15 protein-coding genes and 1 pseudogene are annotated in these 17,977 nt (G+C 62.0%); all 16 read left to right on the top strand.

Annotated features, from left to right (window positions below; translation table 11 throughout):
• The first annotated feature begins 1 nt into the window (after position 1).
• The 16 genes and pseudogenes from ACZZ0K_RS11900 (at position 2) to ACZZ0K_RS11825 (ending at position 17,964) form a co-directional block, all read left to right on the top strand.
• Positions 2-888, top strand: a pseudogene (locus ACZZ0K_RS11900) (Dyp-type peroxidase).
• A 9-nt stretch (positions 889-897) separates the two neighbouring features.
• Positions 898-1,863 carry a Gfo/Idh/MocA family protein gene (locus ACZZ0K_RS11895; RefSeq protein WP_258708058.1) on the top strand — a complete coding sequence of 322 codons (966 nt, stop codon included), beginning with the start codon at positions 898-900 and terminating at the stop codon, positions 1,861-1,863.
• A 214-nt stretch (positions 1,864-2,077) separates the two neighbouring features.
• Entirely contained in the window at positions 2,078-2,830 is a 753-nt protein-coding gene (locus tag ACZZ0K_RS11890) for a GntR family transcriptional regulator (RefSeq protein WP_252885886.1), read from the top strand.
• Positions 2,827-4,557, top strand: a complete 1,731-nt coding sequence (locus tag ACZZ0K_RS11885) for a fumarate reductase/succinate dehydrogenase flavoprotein subunit (protein ID WP_258708059.1) — start codon at positions 2,827-2,829, stop codon at positions 4,555-4,557. The genes ACZZ0K_RS11890 and ACZZ0K_RS11885 overlap by 4 nt, the downstream gene beginning before the upstream one ends.
• 27 nt (positions 4,558-4,584) lie before the next feature.
• Positions 4,585-4,830 carry a 4Fe-4S dicluster domain-containing protein gene (locus tag ACZZ0K_RS11880; protein ID WP_003225615.1) on the top strand — a complete coding sequence of 82 codons (246 nt, stop codon included), beginning with the start codon at positions 4,585-4,587 and terminating at the stop codon, positions 4,828-4,830.
• A gap of 211 nt (positions 4,831-5,041) precedes the next feature.
• A complete protein-coding gene (locus ACZZ0K_RS11875; protein ID WP_258708060.1) occupies positions 5,042-6,466 on the top strand; it encodes an ABC transporter substrate-binding protein in 1,425 nt (474 codons plus the stop codon).
• 122 nt (positions 6,467-6,588) lie between these two features.
• The gene (locus ACZZ0K_RS11870) at positions 6,589-7,731 is read left to right on the top strand and encodes an IS481 family transposase (protein ID WP_122740574.1); all 1,143 of its coding nucleotides are present in this window, start codon (positions 6,589-6,591) and stop codon (positions 7,729-7,731) included.
• A 240-nt stretch (positions 7,732-7,971) separates the two neighbouring features.
• A complete protein-coding gene (locus ACZZ0K_RS11865; RefSeq protein ID WP_186569798.1) occupies positions 7,972-8,751 on the top strand; it encodes an ABC transporter permease in 780 nt (259 codons plus the stop codon).
• Positions 8,751-9,599, top strand: coding sequence for an ABC transporter ATP-binding protein (locus tag ACZZ0K_RS11860; RefSeq protein ID WP_258708061.1), 849 nt, complete (start codon positions 8,751-8,753; stop codon positions 9,597-9,599). Before ACZZ0K_RS11865 ends, ACZZ0K_RS11860 begins: the two co-directional genes overlap by 1 nt.
• The gene (locus tag ACZZ0K_RS11855) at positions 9,596-10,558 is read left to right on the top strand and encodes a HEAT repeat domain-containing protein (protein WP_258708062.1); all 963 of its coding nucleotides are present in this window, start codon (positions 9,596-9,598) and stop codon (positions 10,556-10,558) included. The genes ACZZ0K_RS11860 and ACZZ0K_RS11855 overlap by 4 nt, the downstream gene beginning before the upstream one ends.
• Entirely contained in the window at positions 10,555-10,833 is a 279-nt protein-coding gene (locus ACZZ0K_RS11850; RefSeq protein ID WP_095179719.1) for a DUF971 domain-containing protein, read from the top strand. Before ACZZ0K_RS11855 ends, ACZZ0K_RS11850 begins: the two co-directional genes overlap by 4 nt.
• Positions 10,834-11,026: 193 nt before the next feature.
• A complete protein-coding gene (gene lexA / locus ACZZ0K_RS11845; protein WP_041478675.1) occupies positions 11,027-11,644 on the top strand; it encodes a transcriptional repressor LexA in 618 nt (205 codons plus the stop codon).
• Entirely contained in the window at positions 11,644-12,261 is a 618-nt protein-coding gene (gene imuA / locus ACZZ0K_RS11840) for a translesion DNA synthesis-associated protein ImuA (protein ID WP_258708063.1), read from the top strand. Before lexA ends, imuA begins: the two co-directional genes overlap by 1 nt.
• Positions 12,262-12,266: 5 nt before the next feature.
• Positions 12,267-13,682 (top strand): Y-family DNA polymerase, encoded by a 1,416-nt coding sequence (locus ACZZ0K_RS11835; protein WP_095179720.1) that lies wholly within the window; start codon positions 12,267-12,269, stop codon positions 13,680-13,682.
• Positions 13,679-16,756: an error-prone DNA polymerase gene (locus ACZZ0K_RS11830; RefSeq protein WP_258708064.1), complete on the top strand. Its 3,078-nt coding sequence runs from the start codon at positions 13,679-13,681 to the stop codon at positions 16,754-16,756. Before ACZZ0K_RS11835 ends, ACZZ0K_RS11830 begins: the two co-directional genes overlap by 4 nt.
• A 518-nt stretch (positions 16,757-17,274) precedes the next feature.
• Positions 17,275-17,964: a GntR family transcriptional regulator gene (locus ACZZ0K_RS11825; protein WP_016774461.1), complete on the top strand. Its 690-nt coding sequence runs from the start codon at positions 17,275-17,277 to the stop codon at positions 17,962-17,964.
• Positions 17,965-17,977: the final 13 nt, after the last annotated feature.

Below are 17,977 nucleotides of genomic sequence, written 5' to 3'. Positions count from 1 at the left end.
CATGAGTTACTACCAGCCGGGCATTCTCGCTACCCTGTTCCTGCGCAAGCACGTCATCTGTTTTTCGCCCTGGCGTCGGTTGAAGCCTTGCCGCAAGCGATCGACAACCTGCTGATGCTGGTGGATGGCAAGTCGGCGGTGGTTGGCTTTGGTGAGTCGTTGGCCAAGGCGCTGAATGTCGAAATCGCTGGCCTGCGCAGCTTCCCGGCGCTGACCGGAGTTGGCGTGAATAACCCGTCGACCCAGCATGCCCTGTGGATCTGGTTGCACGGTGTCGACCGTGGTGAGCTGCTCAACCGCTGCAACGCTATCGAAGCCGCGCTGGCCCCGGCCTTGCGTCTGGTCGAGATGCAGGAAGCCTTCCGCCACATGGAGGGCCATGACCTCACCGGTTACGAAGACGGCACGGAAAACCCCCACGATGACGCCGCTGTGGCTGCCGCGCTGCTGAGCTCCGGCGCGGACGGGCTGGTCGGTGGCAGCTTCGCCGCGATCCAGCAATGGCAGCACGACCTCAAGGGTTTTCATCGCCTGTCTGCCGGGGCCAAGGACGACATCATGGGGCGGCGCTTGAGCGATAACGAAGAAATCGACGACGCGCCGATCTCCGCCCACGTTAAACGCACCGCGCAGGAAAGCTTTGCGCCGGAAGCGTTCGTCGTGCGCCGCTCGATGCCGTGGATCGAAGGCGATCGTGCCGGTTTGATGTTCCTCGCCTTCGGCTTTTCGCTGGATGCCTTCGAAGCACAGCTGCGCCGTATGAGCGGTCTGGAGGACGGTATTGCCGATGGCTTGTATCAGATCAGCCGACCAATCACCGGCGGCTACTACTGGTGCCCGCCGCTCAAGGACGGACGCCTTGATCTGCGCGCGTTGCGCATCGGCTGAGGACTGAAGATGAACGTGGTGCGCTGGGGCATGATCGGTTGCGGTAGCGTCGCTGAACGCAAGAGCGGGCCGGCCTTTTACAAGGCGCCCGGTTCGGCACTGGTCGCGGTGATGGGCCGACGCCTCGAAGCGGTGACCGACTACGCCGCGCGCCACAGCATCAGCCGCGTTTATACCGACGTCGACGCGCTGATCAACGATCCCGAAGTCGACGCGGTGTACATCGCCACGCCGCCCGACAGCCACCACGCCTACAGCCTGAAAGTCGCCGCTGCCGGCAAGCATTGCTGCGTGGAAAAGCCCATGGCGCTCAACGCCGGGCAAAGCCGCGAGATGCAGCAAGCGTTTGCCGCTGCCGGTCTGCACTTGTTCGTCTCGTATTACCGCCGCTCGCTACCGCGCTTTGCCCAGGTGCGGCAATGGCTGGAGGAGGGGCGCATCGGCGATGTCCGCCATCTGAGCTGGACACTGACCAAAGCGCCGTCACCGGCTGATCTTGAGGGTCGGGATAATTGGCGCACCGACCCTGCGGTGGCTGGCGGCGGCTACTTTGCCGACCTGGCCAGCCATGGCCTGGACCTGTTCCAGTATCTGCTTGGCGACATCGTTGAAGTCGCCGGTTTCACCGCGCGTCAGGCAGGTTTGTACGCGGCTGAAGATGCGGTCAGCGCCACTTGGCGATTCGCCTCCGGGGCGTTGGGCACGGGCTGCTGGAACTTTGTTGCGGATCGCCGTGAGGATCGCGTCGAGATTATCGGCAGCAAAGGGCGGATCGGTTTTTCGGTGTTTGACGAGCATCCGGTGCAGCTGTTTGCCGATGAGCAGATCAGCCTGGAAATCGCCCACCATGAGCATATCCAGTGGCATCACGTGCTGGGGATGAATGCGCATATTCGTGGTGATTCACAGCATCCCGCCGTGGCCGAGCAAGCCGTCAAGACCGACTGGGTCATGGACGAGATCCTCAAACGCTGAATAGCTCACGATCCCCTGTGGGAGCGAGCCTGCTCGCGAAAGCATCCTGTCAGTCAGTATTTTGGTGACTGACACACCGCCTTCGCGAGCAGGCTCGCTCCCACAGGTGTCCCGGCGCAACACGCATCTAAGGTTATGCCCAAACAGTATTTCTCAACCTCGTCATCACGTCTCTAACATCACGTCATAACTCGTTATGACAAGTGATTCCACGATGACCGATAACGTTCTCTCCCTCAGTAGCGTTCCGCTGCACACCCAACTGCGCGACGTCCTGCGTGCGCGGATTCTCGACGGTGAATACCCGCAAGACAGTCAAATGCCTTCCGAAAGCGAGCTGGGTGCGCTGTTCAAAGTCAGCCGTATCACCGTGCGCCAGGCGCTGGGTGATCTGCAAAAGGAAGGGTTGATCTTCAAAATCCACGGCAAGGGCACCTTTGTCGCCAAGCCGAAAACCTTTCAGAACGTCAGCAGCCTGCAAGGCCTCGCCGAGTCGATGACCGGGCGCGGTTATGAAGTGATCAACCGCCTGCGCAGTTTCAAATTCATTCCGGCCGACAAGCGTGTGGCCGAGCGTCTGCAGCTCGCCGAGGGTGAAATCGTCGCGCAGATCAAACGCGTGCGCCTGATCAACCGCGAGCCGATCTCGCTGGAAATTACCTACCTGCCCAAAGCCGTCGGCGAACGGCTGGAGAAGGCTGATCTGGTCACTCGCGACATCTTTCTGATTCTGGAAAACGACTGCGGCATCGCCCTCGGCCACGCCGATCTGGCCATCGATGCGGTGCTGGCCGACAGCGACCTGACCCAGGCACTCAGCGTCGAAGCGGGCTCGCCGATCATGCGCATCGAGCGCCTGACCCACGATGCCCACGGCCAGCCGCTGGACTTCGAACACCTTTATTACCGTGGCGATGCGTTCCAGTACCGCCTGCGGATCGACCGGCAAAAAGGGGAGCAGGCATGACCCGCAACGTTCTAGAACAGGAATACGACATCGTCGTGATTGGCGGCGGTACGGCCGGGCCGATGGCGGCGATCAAGGCCAAAGAGAAGAACCGCGATTTGCGCGTTTTGCTGGTCGACAAGGCCAACGTCAAGCGCAGCGGCGCGATCAGCATGGGCATGGACGGCCTGAACAACGCGATCATCCCCGGCCACTCGACGCCAGAGCAGTACACCAAGGAAATCACCATCGCCAACGACGGCATCGTCAATCAGGCGGCGGTCTACGCCTATGCGACGCACAGTTTTGAAACCATCGAACAACTCGACCGCTGGGGCGTGAAGTTCGAGAAAGACGAGACCGGTGACTACGCGGTAAAAAAGGTCCACCACATGGGCGCCTATGTGCTGCCGATGCCGGAAGGGCACGACATCAAGAAAGTCCTGTATCGGCAGTTGAAACGTGCGCGGGTGAGCATCACCAATCGCCTGGTCTGCACGCGTTTGCTGACCGACGAGGAGGGCGCGGTCAACGGAGTGATGGGCTTCGATTGCCGCACCGCCGACTTCCATGTGATCAAGGCCAAAGCAGTGATTCTCGCCTGCGGCGCGGCCGGGCGCCTCGGCCTGCCGTCGTCGGGCTACCTGATGGGCACCTACGAAAACCCGACCAATGCGGGCGACGGCTACGCGATGGCCTATCACGCCGGCGCCGAACTGGCCAATCTCGAGTGCTTCCAGATCAACCCTTTGATCAAGGATTACAACGGCCCGGCTTGCGCCTACGTCACCGGCCCGCTGGGGGGCTACACCGCAAACAACAAGGGCGAACGCTTCATCGAGTGCGACTACTGGAGCGGACAGATGATGTGGGAATTTCACCAGGAACTGGAGAGCGGCAACGGTCCGGTGTTCCTCAAACTCGATCACCTGGCCGAGGAAACCATCCAGAACATCGAGGAAATCCTGCACAGCAACGAGCGCCCGAGCCGTGGCCAGTTCCACGCCAACCGTGGCACCGACTACCGCACGCAGATGGTTGAAATGCACATTTCGGAAATCGGCTTTTGCAGCGGCCACTCGGCGTCCGGCGTGTGGGTCAATGAGCGTGCCGAGACTTCAGTCAAAGGCTTGTACTCGGCGGGCGACATGGCTGCAGTGCCGCACAACTACATGCTTGGCGCGTTCACTTATGGCTGGTTCGCCGGGCACAACGCGGCGGAGTTTGTCGCCGGTCGCGAGTTTTCCGCACTGGACAGCGAGCAGATCGCCAAGGAGAAAGCCCGGGTCTACGCGCCGCTCGACCGCGAACACGGCCTGCCACCGGCGCAGGTGGAATACAAGCTGCGCCGCTTCGTCAACGACTACCTGCAACCGCCGAAAGTGACCAAGAAGATGCAGATCGGCCTGCAGCGTTTCAGCGACATCGAGCACGATCTTGAGCAGATGAAGGCCAGCAATGCTCACGAATTGATGCGCGCCATGGAAACCAGCGTGATCCGCGACTGCGCCGAAATGGCCGCCCGCGCGTCGTTGTTCCGCGCCGAAAGCCGCTGGGGCTTGTACCACTATCGCGTCGATCACCCGCAACGCAACGACGCCGAGTGGTTCTGCCATTGCCATCTGAAGAAGGGCGAGGACGGCCAGATGACCAGTTTCAAGAAAGCCGTCGAGCCTTACATCATTCCGCTCGATGCCGAGGAAATGCAGGCCTATGACCGCCTGCGGGTCGGCGCCTTCGCCGCTTGATGCATCACTAGAAAGAGAGTCCGAACCATGGCTTATCAAGCTCAGGAAATCTTCTTCCGCTCCAACGCCCCGGTCACCGTGGACGAGGACAAATGCATCGCCGAAAAGGGCTGCACCGTGTGCGTCGACGTCTGCCCGATGGACCTGCTGGCGATCAACCCGGCCACGCAAAAGGCCTACATGGCGTTCGATGAATGCTGGTACTGCATGCCGTGCGAGAAGGATTGCCCGACTGGGGCGGTGAAGGTCGACATCCCCTATTTGTTGCGTTGACCCCAAATCCATTGTGGGAGCGAGCCTGCTCGCGAAAGCAATCGTTCGTTCAACAATGATGGTGACTGACCCGCCGCCTTCGCGAGCAGGCTCGCTCCCACATTGCAATTGTGATTATCCAATAGCCATCCGGTGAACCCCGGACGCTGAATGCAAAACACCCCTCGTTTCCCACCGCGCCCCGATCGCGGCGGAGACGAACTTCAAAAAGATGATTCGAGGGGAAACACTCATGTTGCGTGCAGCACTTGCCGGTCTGGTACTGGCTTCATTCACCTTGTCGGCCTCGGCCGAAACCATCCGCATCGCCATCGGCACTCAGGACACCACCATCAACTGCGCCGCCGGTGGCCTGTTGATCCGTGAACTCGGTCTGCTGGAAAAATACCTGCCCCACGATGGCGCCTACAAAGACGCGAAGTACGACGTGCAGTGGAAGAATTTCACCAGTGGCGCGCCGCTGACCAACGAGATGGTCGCCGGCAAACTCGACTTTGGCGCCATGGCCGATTTCCCCGGTGCGTTCAATGGTGTGGCGTTCGAAACGGCGGGCAAGCACAGCCTGTTCATCAGCGTGCTGTCGGGCAGTATCAAGGGCAGCGGCAATGGCATCGTCGTGCCCAGCGCTTCTTCGGTGCAGAGCCTCAGCGAACTCAAGGGCAAGACCATTTCGGTGCCGTTCGCCTCGACGGCTCACGGCATGTTGCTTCGCGCCGTGGCAGAGCAGGGCTGGGACCCGCTTAAGGATGTCAACATCATCGCCCAGCCACCGGAAGTCGCCGGCTCGGCATTGCAGGCCGGGAAGATCGACGCCCACGCCGATTTCGTGCCCTTCGCCGAGCTGTTCCCGAGCCGTGGTTTCGCCCGCAAGATCTACGACGGCGCCCAGGCCAACGCGCCGACTTTCCATGGCGCACTGGTGGATCAGGCCTACGCCAGGAAGTACCCGGAAATCGTCGTCGCCTATTTGCGCGCGAGCATCGAAGCCAACCAACTGCTTGCCGCCGAACCCGAGAAGTACAGCGAACTGATCGCCAAAGTCACCGGCGTCGATGCCGAGGTCAACTACCTGTTTCACGGCCCGCTCGGCGTACAGACCCGCGACCTGAGCTGGAAACCTGAATACCGCCAGGCTGTCGGTACCGCCATCGATACCTTGAAGCTGCTGAAGAAAGCCGATCGCGGGCTCGACCTGAACAGCTTCATCGACGACCAGTACATCCGCGCCGCCTTCAAGGCTGCGAACCTCGATTACACCGCGCAACTGGCCAACTACGCGCAGACGCCATTGCCGGGCGTGGATGCGGCGACGGGCAGAGCCATCACCGACGTCAGCCATGTCGCGGAAATCTGGGTGCGTGGCGAGGAAAAAGTCCGTCGTTATGGCTCGGCTGAAACGGCGTTCACCGCGCTGGCGGGGTTGAAGCAGGAGGGCAAGAACATTCGTGCGGTGTATGCGCAGGCCAGTGACAGCGGGATCAAGTTGTTCGCCGAACAAGCGTGGTTTGCCAGCGACGCCAAGGGTCGCCTCAGCGCATTTCTGCTCAAGGGCCAGGCCCAGCAATACGCTGCGGCGCAGGGTGGCAAGGTGTTCGACTTTAGCGATGCCACTGCGCAGGTTGTTGCTGGGCGCTGAAGATCAAAAGCCCCTCACCCTAACCCTCTCCCTGTATGTACCGGACACATGGTGGACAGGTGTTCGGAGACATGGTGGACACTTTTTAATAGGCACATTGCTCATCATCAAGGAAATGACCTGTGTCCTGGCAAGAGGCATCCACCATGCAACTTCGTACAGAGTTTGTGCATTTGGCTCGGCAAGAAGGGGTGAATATTCGGCAGCTTTGCCGTCGATTCAATATCAGCCCAAGTACTGCCTACAAATGGCTCAACAGGTTTGAAACCTCGGGTGCAGAGGGTTTGCACGATCAGTCCCGGCGACCAAAAACATCACCCAAACGTTGTGCTGATGAGGTTGAGCAGCAAATTTTGACCATGAGTCAGCAATACGAGGCTTGGGGCGCCCGCAAGCTCAAGCGCGTGCTGGAAGATGAAGGCGCTGTGATGCCCTCCGTCAGCACGGTGCATGCGGTTTTGCAGCGTCATTCGCGTGTTGATCCAAAGGCTGCCGAGATCAAACCATTTATCCGCTTTGAGCACGAAGCGCCTAACGATCTATGGCAGATCGACTTCAAGGGACATTTCAGTCTGAGCCACGGACGTTGTCATCCATTCACAGCCCTGGATGATCACTCACGCTTTTCGCTGTGCATTGCCGCATGTGCCAATGAACAGCGCCAAACGGTACAGGACCATCTAATCCGGTCGTTTCGACGCTACGGCCTGCCGTTGCGCATGACGATGGACAACGGCTCGCCATGGGGCGATCAGACAGGCGTTTACACCGCGCTGGAAGTCTGGCTGATGAGCCAGGGCATCAAGGTCGGCCACTCCCGGCCTTATCACCCGCAGACTCAGGGAAAACTGGAGCGCTTCCACCGCAGCCTGAAAAATGAAGTCCTGCAAGGCCGGTTTTTCACCGATCTCGACGACGCACAACGGGCGTTTGATACCTGGCGCGACATCTACAACCAGAAACGCCCTCATCAGGCGCTGGGCATGGCGGTGCCGGCGACTCGTTACAGTGGCAGCCCACGGGAATATCAGGAGCAACCGGCGGAGCCGGAGTACAACGACGCAGATGTGGTCAGGAAGGTACAGGTGGGAGGCGAAATCTTCTGGAGGAATCGGGAATACAAGATCGGAAAGGCTTTTTATGGCAGGTGCATAGCGATCAGGGAGACGACGGAGGACGGCATCCACGATGTCTACTGGAGTAGACATCGTGTCGCTCGAATCGACTTGAACTTGCAGATCGTGACGGCAGGTAAGAAGATCTAAAACCGTCCACCATGTCTCCGAACATGTGTCCACCATGTCCCCGGTACATACACTCCCGGAGGGAGAGGGGACTGACCGAGTTGTTGGTGAGAGATACGCCGACGTGAAGTACCGAGTCGAACTCAGGTCGTGAAAAGCACGCAAATCGGCTCCCTTTCCCCCTCGCCCCCCTGGGGGAGAGGGCTGGGGTGAGGGGGTAAATCTCAGCCATCACACAGAACCCGAACTGGAAACCGGACTATGAAAACACCGTTGCGCTGGACATCAAGAGCCGCCTCACTGCTGCTCTGCCTGCTCTTCTGGCAACTAGCCGCCAGCCATCACTGGAACCTCGGCCTGGTCACCTTTGCCAACGTGCCGACGCCACTGGCGGTGATCGAAGCCGCACTGGGCCTGGGCGACTCGGGCAAACTCTGGCAGCACTTGAGCAGCAGCCTCGGCCGCGTCTTCGCCGGCTATCTGGCGGCGCTGATCATCGGCATCGCCCTGGGCCTGGCCATCGGCCGGTCGAAATGGGCTGAAGACATTTTGCTGCCACCGCTGGAAGTCCTGCGCCCGATCCCCGCCGTGGCGTGGATTCCGCTGGCGATCCTGATGTTTCCGTCCTCGGAGTTGTCGATGGTTTTCATCACCTTCACTGGCGCGCTGTTCCCGATCCTGCTCAACACCGTGCACGGCGTCGAAGGCGTTGATCCACGCCTGATCGCCTCGGCAAAAAGCCTCGGGGCAGGGCGTCGGGCGATTCTGCTGGAAGTAATCCTGCCGGGCGCTGCGCCGAGCATCATCACTGGCCTGGCGATCGGCATGGGCACGTCGTGGTTCTGTCTGGTGACGGCGGAAATGATCTCCGGGCAGTTCGGCATCGGTTACTACACCTGGGAGTCCTACACCATTCAGAACTACGCCGACATTGTCGTCGGCATGCTCCTGATCGGCGTGTTGGGCATGGGCAGCAGTTGGCTGATCAAACGCCTGGGCGGCTTGTTCACGCCTTGGCATCGACCGCGAGGCAAAGCCTGATGAGCGTGATGCAAACCCCGGAAGGGCGGATCGACATCCGCCAATTGTCCATCGTCCTCGGCCAGGGCCGCGAAGCCTTCGAAGCGGTGCAGGGCCTCGATTGCCAGATTGAACCCGGCCAGTTCGTGTGCATTCTCGGCCCCTCCGGTTGCGGCAAGTCGACCTTGCTCGGCGCCCTGGCCGGACACTTGAATGCCAGTACCGGCAGCTTGAAAGTCGACGGCAGCGCGGTGACCGGCCCGTCGCCGCAGCGCGGCATGGTGTTCCAGCATCACACGCTGTTCCCGTGGCGCACGGTGCGCGACAACGTCGCCTTCGGCTTGAAAATGCGCGGGGTCGGCAAGGCTGAGCGGCATCGAGCCGCTGACGACATCCTCAAACTGGTCGGCCTCGAAGGCTTCGCCGAGCGCTGGCCCGATCAGCTATCCGGGGGCATGCAGCAACGGGTAGAAATCGCCCGGGTGCTGGTCAATCGCCCGCGACTGTTGCTGATGGACGAACCGTTCGGCGCGCTGGATGCGCTGTCCCGTCTGAACATGCAGGAACTGCTGCTGGACATCTGGACGCGCATCCGCACCACGGTGGTTTTCGTCACTCACGACATCGACGAGGCGTTGTTTCTCGCCGACCGCTTGCTGGTAATGAGCGCGCGACCGGGGCGAATCATCGAAGACTTGCCTCTGGACTTTGCGCGTCCGCGCACCAGCGAACTGGTCACCAGCCCGGAATTCGCTCGCCTCAAGCGCCACTGCCTCGACCTGCTGCGCCACGACAACGACCGACCGCTGCCGCGCCTCAATCCGCTCGGCCTGCCTCCTGAAAACCCTTTGCCGCGATTTGCCTTATGACCTCTATTTTTGCTGTGACCGACAACGAAGACATCCTCGCCCTGCATCCGCGCCTGACGGCTGAAGACGCCGGCGTGCGGCGCATTGCCCTGATCGATCTGGCCGATCTCGAAGAACCGGATGGCTTGCTCTGGCTGGTTGATCGACTTCGTCAGGATCCTGCCGAGGATGTTCGCGCTGAAGCTGCGCGATTGCTTGAAGCGTGGGAGGACGATGCGGTCGTGCAAGCCTTGTGCGAAGCGCTGACGGATCCGTCGCCCGCTGTGCAATCGGCAGCGGCGCAAAGCCTGAGCCTGCTCAAGACTGCAGCGGCGGGGCGCGTGATTCTGCCGTGGACCGAACATGCCGATGTCAGTGTGCGCATCGCCGCATTTCGGGCGTTGCGAGAATTGCGCTTTGCCGAGGCCGCGCCGGCTGCCGTCGCGGCATTGGAGGATGCCGATGCTCATGTTCGGCGCGAAGCGGTTGGCGTGCTCGGCTGGCTCAAACAGCTCGACGCGCTGCCAGCCCTGGCGCGATTGGCCAGCGACGACCCGGACACCGAAGTGCGTCGCGCCGCGACGGGTGCGCTGGGTCTGGCCAGTGGCGCCGAAGTGTTGCCGGCGCTGAGCCAGGCCTTGCACGACCCCGCCTGGCAAGTGCGCGAAGAAGCTGCGACCACGCTGGGCAAGGTTGGCCACAGCGACGCCGGCCCGGCCTTGGTCGAAGCGCTGAGCGATGATTACTGGCAAGTGCGCCTGCGCGCCGCTCGCAGCCTCGGTCGTCTGCGTTTCGTCCCGGCGCTGGACGCGCTGGTCGACACCCTTGGCCACCGCATCAGCAATCTGCGCAAGGAAGCCGCGCTGGCCCTCGGTGAATTGAAGGATCGCGGCGCCGTGGCCGCGTTGCAGGCAGCGCAGGACGACGGCGACCCGGAAGTGCGCAAAGCCGTGCGCATCGCGTTGAGTCAGCTGCAATGAATCCGCTGTCGGTGGGCAACTCGCAGAGTGAGCGCACGTTACACCTGAGCTGGCCGGACGGGCGCGAATCGCTGCTCAAGCATGCCGATCTGCGCCGGCAATGCCCTTGCTCGCAATGCCGCGCATTTCGCCTGCGCGGTGTCACGCCGCTGGTTGATGATCGCGTGCGCCTGATCGAACTCAACCCGCAGGGTTATGGTGTGCAACTGGTGTTCAGCGACGGGCATCAACGCGGGATTTATCCGTGGGAGTACCTGGCGCAACTGGCTTCCTGACCGTATCCGATGATCGTTCCCATGCTCCGCGTGGGAATGCAGCCCGTGACGCTCCGCGTCACTGGACGCGGAGCGTCCCTTGAGGCATTCCCACGCAGAGCGTGGGAACGATCAGATCGCAGCCTTCGGCAGCTCCCTGCGTCGGCATGCGCCGACTGGCGGTTCTTGTCAGGAAATTCCCACAGGAGTACAAATGTACTCCATGACCAATCTGACTCCCCGCCGTACCGCCATTCTGACCTTTATCCGCGATCGCATCGCTGAGCACGGTCAGCCCCCAAGCCTCGCTGAAATCAGCGAGGCTTTTGGTTTTGCCTCGCGCAGCGTGGCGCGCAAGCATGTGCTGGCGCTCACCGAAGCCGGTTTCATCGAGGTCAATCCGCATCAGGCCCGGGGCATTCGTTTGCTCGGCCAGCCATCGCGTCCGGAGCTGCTGGAGATCCCCGTACTCGGTCGTGTGGCCGCCGGCGCGCCGATTGGCGCCGATGCCGATATCCATAACCGTTTGCTGCTCGACCCGGCGCTGTTCTCCCGCACCCCGGATTACATGCTGCGGGTGCAGGGCGACTCGATGATCGAAGACGGCATTCTCGATGGCGATCTGGTCGGTGTGCGGCGCAATCCCGAGGCGCTGAACGGCCAGATCGTCGTTGCGCGTCTGGACGGTGAAGTCACCATCAAACGCTTCGAACGGGTCGGGGATGAAGTGCGCCTGCTGCCGCGCAACCCGGCGTACAAGCCGATTGTCGTGCGTGATGATCAGGATCTGGCCATTGAAGGCGTGTTCTGTGGTCTGGTGAGGCAAGGCTGATGGGCGTCGTCGTTGCGTTGGATGCGCTGTTCAATGGCGGCCAGGTCTGGCGCGGCAGGCCTGCGCCACCGGCGGCGAGTCCGCAGCCGACCGGGCATGCGGGACTGGACGCAGCTCTGCCCAGCGGCGGCTGGCCGGAAGCGGCGCTGAGCGAAATCCTTCTCGCCGGCCCTGGTGTCGGCGAGCTGCAACTGGTCTGGCCAACCCTGGCGCGATTGTCCGCGGCCGGTGAGCGCATCGTGCTGGTGGCGCCGCCGTTCGTGCCGTACCCGCAGGCCTGGGCCAATGCCGGGGTCGATTTGCGCCAGTTGTCGGTGATTCAGGCCAGCGAACGCGATGCCTTGTGGGCGGCGGAGCAGTGTCTGCGCTCGGGCAGTTGCGGCGCGGTGCTGTGCTGGCCGAACAAGGCCGACGACCGAGCCTTGCGGCGTTTGCAGGTAGCGGCGGAAACCGGCCAGACCCTGGCCTTTGCCTGGCGCCCGTTGAGCGAGGCGGTCAACCCGTCACCGGCAGCGTTGCGCATAGCCATCGATGCCAAACCGGCGCAACTCCGCGTACTCAAATGCCGTGGCGGGCTGGCGCGTGCGGCGCCGATTGCCTTTGCCGTGGGGCACTGATCGTCATGCGCTGGGTATGTATTCTCTTTCCGCAACTGGCCCTCGACGCTGTGCTGCGTCAGCGGCCCGACCCTGAAGAGCCGTTGGTGCTGCTCAGCGGTCCGGCCCAACGCCGAGTGCTGCAAGCGGTAAATCCGGCGGCGCGCAAACTCGGCCTGCGCCCCGGCATGTCGATGACCGCCGCGCAAGCCATGAGCAAAGGCTTTGCCACCGCCGATTACGAGGTGGCCGAGGTCGAGCACTGGCAGCAGTTTCTCGCCGCGTGGGCCTATCGCTTCAGCGCGCAGGTCAGCGTGCATTACCCGCGTACCGTGGTGTTCGAGATCGAATCCAGCCTCGGACTGTTCGGTACCTGGCCGCAATTTGAAGCTCGCCTGCGCCAGGAATTGAAAGATCTGGGCTTTCGCCATCGCATCGTCGCCGCGCCGAACCCGGTGGCGGCACGAGTGCTGGCCAATGCCTACGATGGCCTGGTGGTGCCGGACAGCGAAGCCTTGCAGCATCATCTCGGGCAATTGCCGGTTGATCGTGTGGGGCTGGAGCCGAATGTCGCCACGGCGTTGTCGCGCATGGGCCTGCGCAATCTCAGTCAGGTGCAAAGCCTGCCACGCCAGGCACTGGCCCGGCGTTTCGAAGCGCAGATGCTCAAGCACCTCGACACGCTGTTCGGCGCACGCCCGCTGGCGCTGGCGTTCTATCTGCCGCCAGACCGTTTCGATATCCGCATCGAACTGAATTTCGACGTGCAATCCCATCAAGCCTTGCTGTTCCCGTTACGGCGCTTGACCGGCGACCTGTCGGCGTTCCTCTGTGGGCGCGACAGTGGCGTGCAGCGTTTTGACCTGCATCTGGAACACGCAGGGCTGCCGGACACGGTGATCAAGGTCGGCCTGCTCAGTGCCGAGCGTGACGCGGCGATGCTGTTTGAACTGGCCCGTGGCCGGCTGGAGCAAGTCCAGGTCGAGGCGCCGGTGCGTGGTTTTCGCTTGCGCGCCGAAGACCTGCCGAGTTTCGTTCCGCAGTATCAGGAACTGTTCGACGACCGCCCGCAGCAGACCTTGCCCTGGGAGCAATTGCGCGAACGTCTGCGCGCACGGCTGGGTGATGACGCGGTGCAGGGCTTGCGCTTTCAGGCCGATCATCGTCCCGAGTGCGCGTGGCAGAATGGCGTCGACAAACAGCCTTGCACAGGTTTGCCCAGCGTCCAGCGCCCGGGCTGGCTGCTCAACGAACCGCAGAGCGTGCCGGAAGGTTCGGCGCGGATTCTCATGGGGCCGGAGCGCATCGAATCCGGTTGGTGGGACGGTGGCGACGTGCGGCGTGATTACTACCTGATCCAGAACCGCGCCGGTCAGCAGGGCTGGGCCTGGCGCGCTGTGGGTGAGGGCGGCCCGCTGTGGCTGCAAGGCTGGTTCGCATGAGTGCCGATTACGCCGAACTGCATTGCCTGTCGAATTTCAGTTTCCAGCGCGGTGCCTCCAGCGCGCTGGAGCTGTTTCAGCGGGCGAAAAAGCACGGCTATCAGGCACTGGCGATCACCGACGAGTGCACCCTCGCCGGGATCGTTCGTGCATGGCAAGCGGCGAAGTCCGTGGAGTTGCCGCTGATCATCGGCAGCGAGGTGCGCATCGAAAACGGCCCGAAACTGGTACTGCTGGTGGAAAACCTTGCTGGTTATCAGGCCCTGTGCGGCTTGATCACCCAGGCCCGGCGGCGTACGCAGAAAGGCCAGTATCAGCTGCTGCGCGAAGACTTCGACGAAGCACTGCCGGGTTTGCTGGTGTTGTGGGTGCCGGATTCAGTGGATGACCGCGAAGAAGGGCGCTGGCTGAAACAAACCTTCGGCGACCGCCTGTGGCTCACGGTGCAACTGCATCGCGGGCAGAACGATCAGCAGCGGCTCGCGGCATTGTTGGCTCTGGCGGCTGAGCTGCAGACTCCAGCCGTGGCCAGCGGCGATGTGCACATGCATGCCCGGGGGCGCCGTGCCTTGCAGGACACCATGACCGCGATCCGTCATCACGTCCCCGTGGCCGAAGCGGGTCTGCGCCTGCATCCCAATGGCGAGCGGCATTTGCGTTGCCTCGATGAGCTGCGCGCACTGTATCCGCCGGACTTGCTTGAAGCGTCGCTAAAACTGGCCAGACGCTGCACCTTCGATCTGAGCGAGCTGCGCTATCAATATCCGAAAGAGCTGGTGCCCGAGGGCCACAATGCCAGTTCCTGGTTGCGTCATTTGACCGAGGAGGGCATTGCCTGGCGCTGGCCTAAAGGGCCTCAGGCCAAGGTGCTCAAGCAGATCGATGACGAGCTGCAATTGATCGCTGAACTCGGCTACGAAAGCTACTTCCTCACCGTGCACGACGTGGTGCGCTTTGCCCGCACGCAGAACATCCTCTGTCAGGGCCGTGGTTCGGCCGCCAACTCGGCGGTGTGTTTTGCCCTGGGCATCACCGAGATCGATCCGGATCGTACTACGCTGCTGTTCGAACGCTTCATGTCCAAAGAGCGCAACGAGCCGCCGGACATCGATGTCGATTTCGAGCACGAGCGCCGCGAGGAAGTCCTGCAATACGTGTTCAACCGTTATGGCCGGCGGCGTGCGGCGCTGACTGCGGTGGTCAGCACCTATCACGCCACCGGTGCCGTGCGTGATGTGGCCAAGGCCCTCGGCCTGCCACCGGATCAGATCAACGCGCTGGCCGATTGCTGCGGGCGCTGGAGCGATGAAACGCCGCCGCTGGAACGTTTGCGTGAAGGCGGCTTCGACCCGGACAGTCCGGTGCTGCGCCGGGTGCTGAGCCTGACCGGGCAACTGATCGGCTTCCCCCGGCACCTGTCGCAGCATCCCGGCGGTTTCGTGATTTCCGAGCAACCGCTGGACACCTTGGTGCCGGTAGAAAACGCGGCAATGGCCGACCGCACCATCATCCAATGGGACAAGGACGACCTCGATGCGGTCGGCCTGCTCAAGGTGGATATTCTCGCCTTGGGTATGCTCAGTGCGATTCGCCGCTGCTTCGATCTGCTGCGCCGGCATCGTGATCTGAACCTGACGCTCGCGACGATCCCCGCCGAAGACAAACCGACCTACGCAATGATCAGCCGCGCCGATACCGTCGGTGTGTTTCAGATCGAGTCGCGGGCGCAGATGTCGATGCTGCCGCGCCTGAAACCGCAGACGTTCTACGATCTGGTGATTGAAGTGGCGATCGTCCGCCCGGGGCCGATTCAGGGCGGCATGGTTCATCCCTATCTGCGCCGACGTAACAAGGAAGAGGCGGAAACCTATCCGTCGCCAGCGCTCGAGGTCGTACTCAAAAGAACCCTGGGCGTGCCGCTGTTTCAGGAGCAGGTCATGCAGATCGCCATCGTCGCTGCCGACTACAGCCCCGGCGAGGCCGATCAACTGCGTCGTTCCATGGCCGCGTGGAAGCGCCATGGCGGACTGGAGCCGCATAAGGAGCGTCTCGCCGCCGGGATGAAAAAGAACGGCTACACACCGGAATTCGCCGCGCAGATCTTCGAGCAGATCAAAGGCTTCGGCAGTTATGGCTTCCCCGAATCCCACGCCGCCAGTTTCGCCTTGCTGACCTACGCCAGTTGCTGGCTGAAATGCCACGAGCCGGCGGCGTTCGCCTGTGCATTGATCAACAGTTGGCCGATGGGCTTTTACAGCCCGGACCAGATTCTGCAGGACGCGCGGCGGCACCAATTGCAGATCCGTCCGGTGGACGTGCGCGCCAGCGACTGGGATTGCAGCCTCGAACCGTTGAGTGCCGGGCAACCGGCGATTCGCATGGGCCTGCGCATGATCAAGGGTTTTCGCGAAGAGGACGCACGGCGCATCGAAGCCGCGCGCCGACACGGGGCGTTTGCCGATGTCGCTGACCTGGGTGAGCGCGCCGCCCTCGACAGTCGTGCGCAGGCCTTGCTGGCAGACTCCGGCGCTTTGCGCGGTCTGGCCGGGCACCGTCATCGTGCGCGTTGGGAAGTGGCCGGGGTGCAGAAACAGCTCGGCCTGTTCGCCGGCCTGCCCAACGAAGAAGAAGTCAAAATCGTCCTGCCCAAACCCAGCGTTGGCGAAGACCTGCATGCTGATTACGCCACGGTGGGGACGACGCTGGGGCCGCACCCGTTGGCATTGCTGCGTGGCGAGTTGCAGGCCCGGCGCTGCCGCAGCTCGCGGGAATTGATGGATATTGAACATGGCCGGCCGGTCAGCGTGGCCGGTCTGGTCACCGGCCGACAGCGCCCAGGTACGGCCAGTGGGGTAACGTTCGTGACCCTGGAAGACGAGTTCGGCAACGTCAACGTAGTGGTCTGGCGTGACCTGGCCGAGCGTCAGCGCCAAGTGCTGGTGGGTTCGCAATTGCTCAAGGTCGACGGCCGCTGGGAGCGCGAAGGCGATGTGAGCCACCTTATCGCCGGGCGCATGAGCGACCTTAGCCCGCTGCTCAACGGCATTCACGTGCAGAGCCGGGATTTCCACTGACCTTTGTGGGAACGAGCCTGCTCGCGAAAGCGCAGTCTGAGGCAATGACGATGTTGACTGTGCCGCCGCCTTCGCGAGCAGGCTCGCTCCCACAGGGAATTTGGTTGCGATGAAGATGGTGGATTTACCCCGTATGAGTGTGGGAACGAGCCTGCTCGCGAAAGCGCAGTCTGAGGCAATGACGATGTTGACTGTGCCGCCGCCTTCGCGAGCAGGCTCGCTCCCACAGGGAATTTGGTTGCGATGAAGATGGTGGATTTACCCCGTATCAGTGTGGGAGCGAGCCTGCTCGCGAAAGCGCAGTGTCAGGCAATGACGATGTCGAACGTGCCGCCGCCTTCGCGAGCAGGCTCGCTCCCACAGGTTTTGGCTGTTTATCCAAAATCGAGATAAATCAAAAGGCTGCACCTTTGGGCCGAAGGCAGATATTCTGCGCTTCACACCGGTACGGGAGCCCGATCAATCTCCATGGCCAGCCACTGCCAGGATGAATTGCCCGACGCCAAAGGAGTGTTCGAATGAGCGAAAAGAAACTGGAAACCACGGTCGATCGCGTCTACCAAGGGGTTTACGCGGCGATCAGCAAGCGTTCGTTGCGCCCGGGCATGAAGCTGGGTGAGGCGTCGCTGGCCGAGCTGTTCAATGTCAGCCGCACGTCGGTTCGTGCTGCGCTCAAGCAATTGGAAGCCGATGGTCTGGTCACCACTGAGCCCAACAAAGGTGCATCGGTGTCGCTGCCCAGTGACGCAGAGCTGCGTTCGCTGTTCGAAACCCGGCGGCTGATCGAAATCGGCATCGTCACCGAACTTTGCCGGCGCAAAGACAGCGTTGCCATGCAGGATCTGCGTGAGCACTTGTTGCTGGAGGATGCCGCCCATGCGGCCGGCGACCATGAACGGCTGATCCATCTGCTCGGCGAATTCCACCTCAAACTGGCGCGCAGCCTGAACAATCCGGTGCTGCTCGACTGGTTCCAGAAGCTGATCTCGCGCGCTTCGCTGTATGCCGCCGCGCTCGATGATGACAGTCATCAAGCTTGCCGCGACGATGAACACCTGCGTTTGCTTGAGTACATCGAGGCCGGTAATCAGAGCGCCGCGATCGAGCTGACCTGCACGCACCTCAACGGAATCGAGAAGGCGATTCTCGACGTTGCTGCAAAAATGAAAACCGGCTATCACCCACTCAAACACTTGATTGGCGTCTGAATGGCCCTGTGTC

This window comes from Pseudomonas sp. AC255 (genome assembly GCF_979258175.1).
Note: the sequence above shows the minus strand (reverse complement) of the source record. Positions and strands in the feature narration are given on the sequence as shown.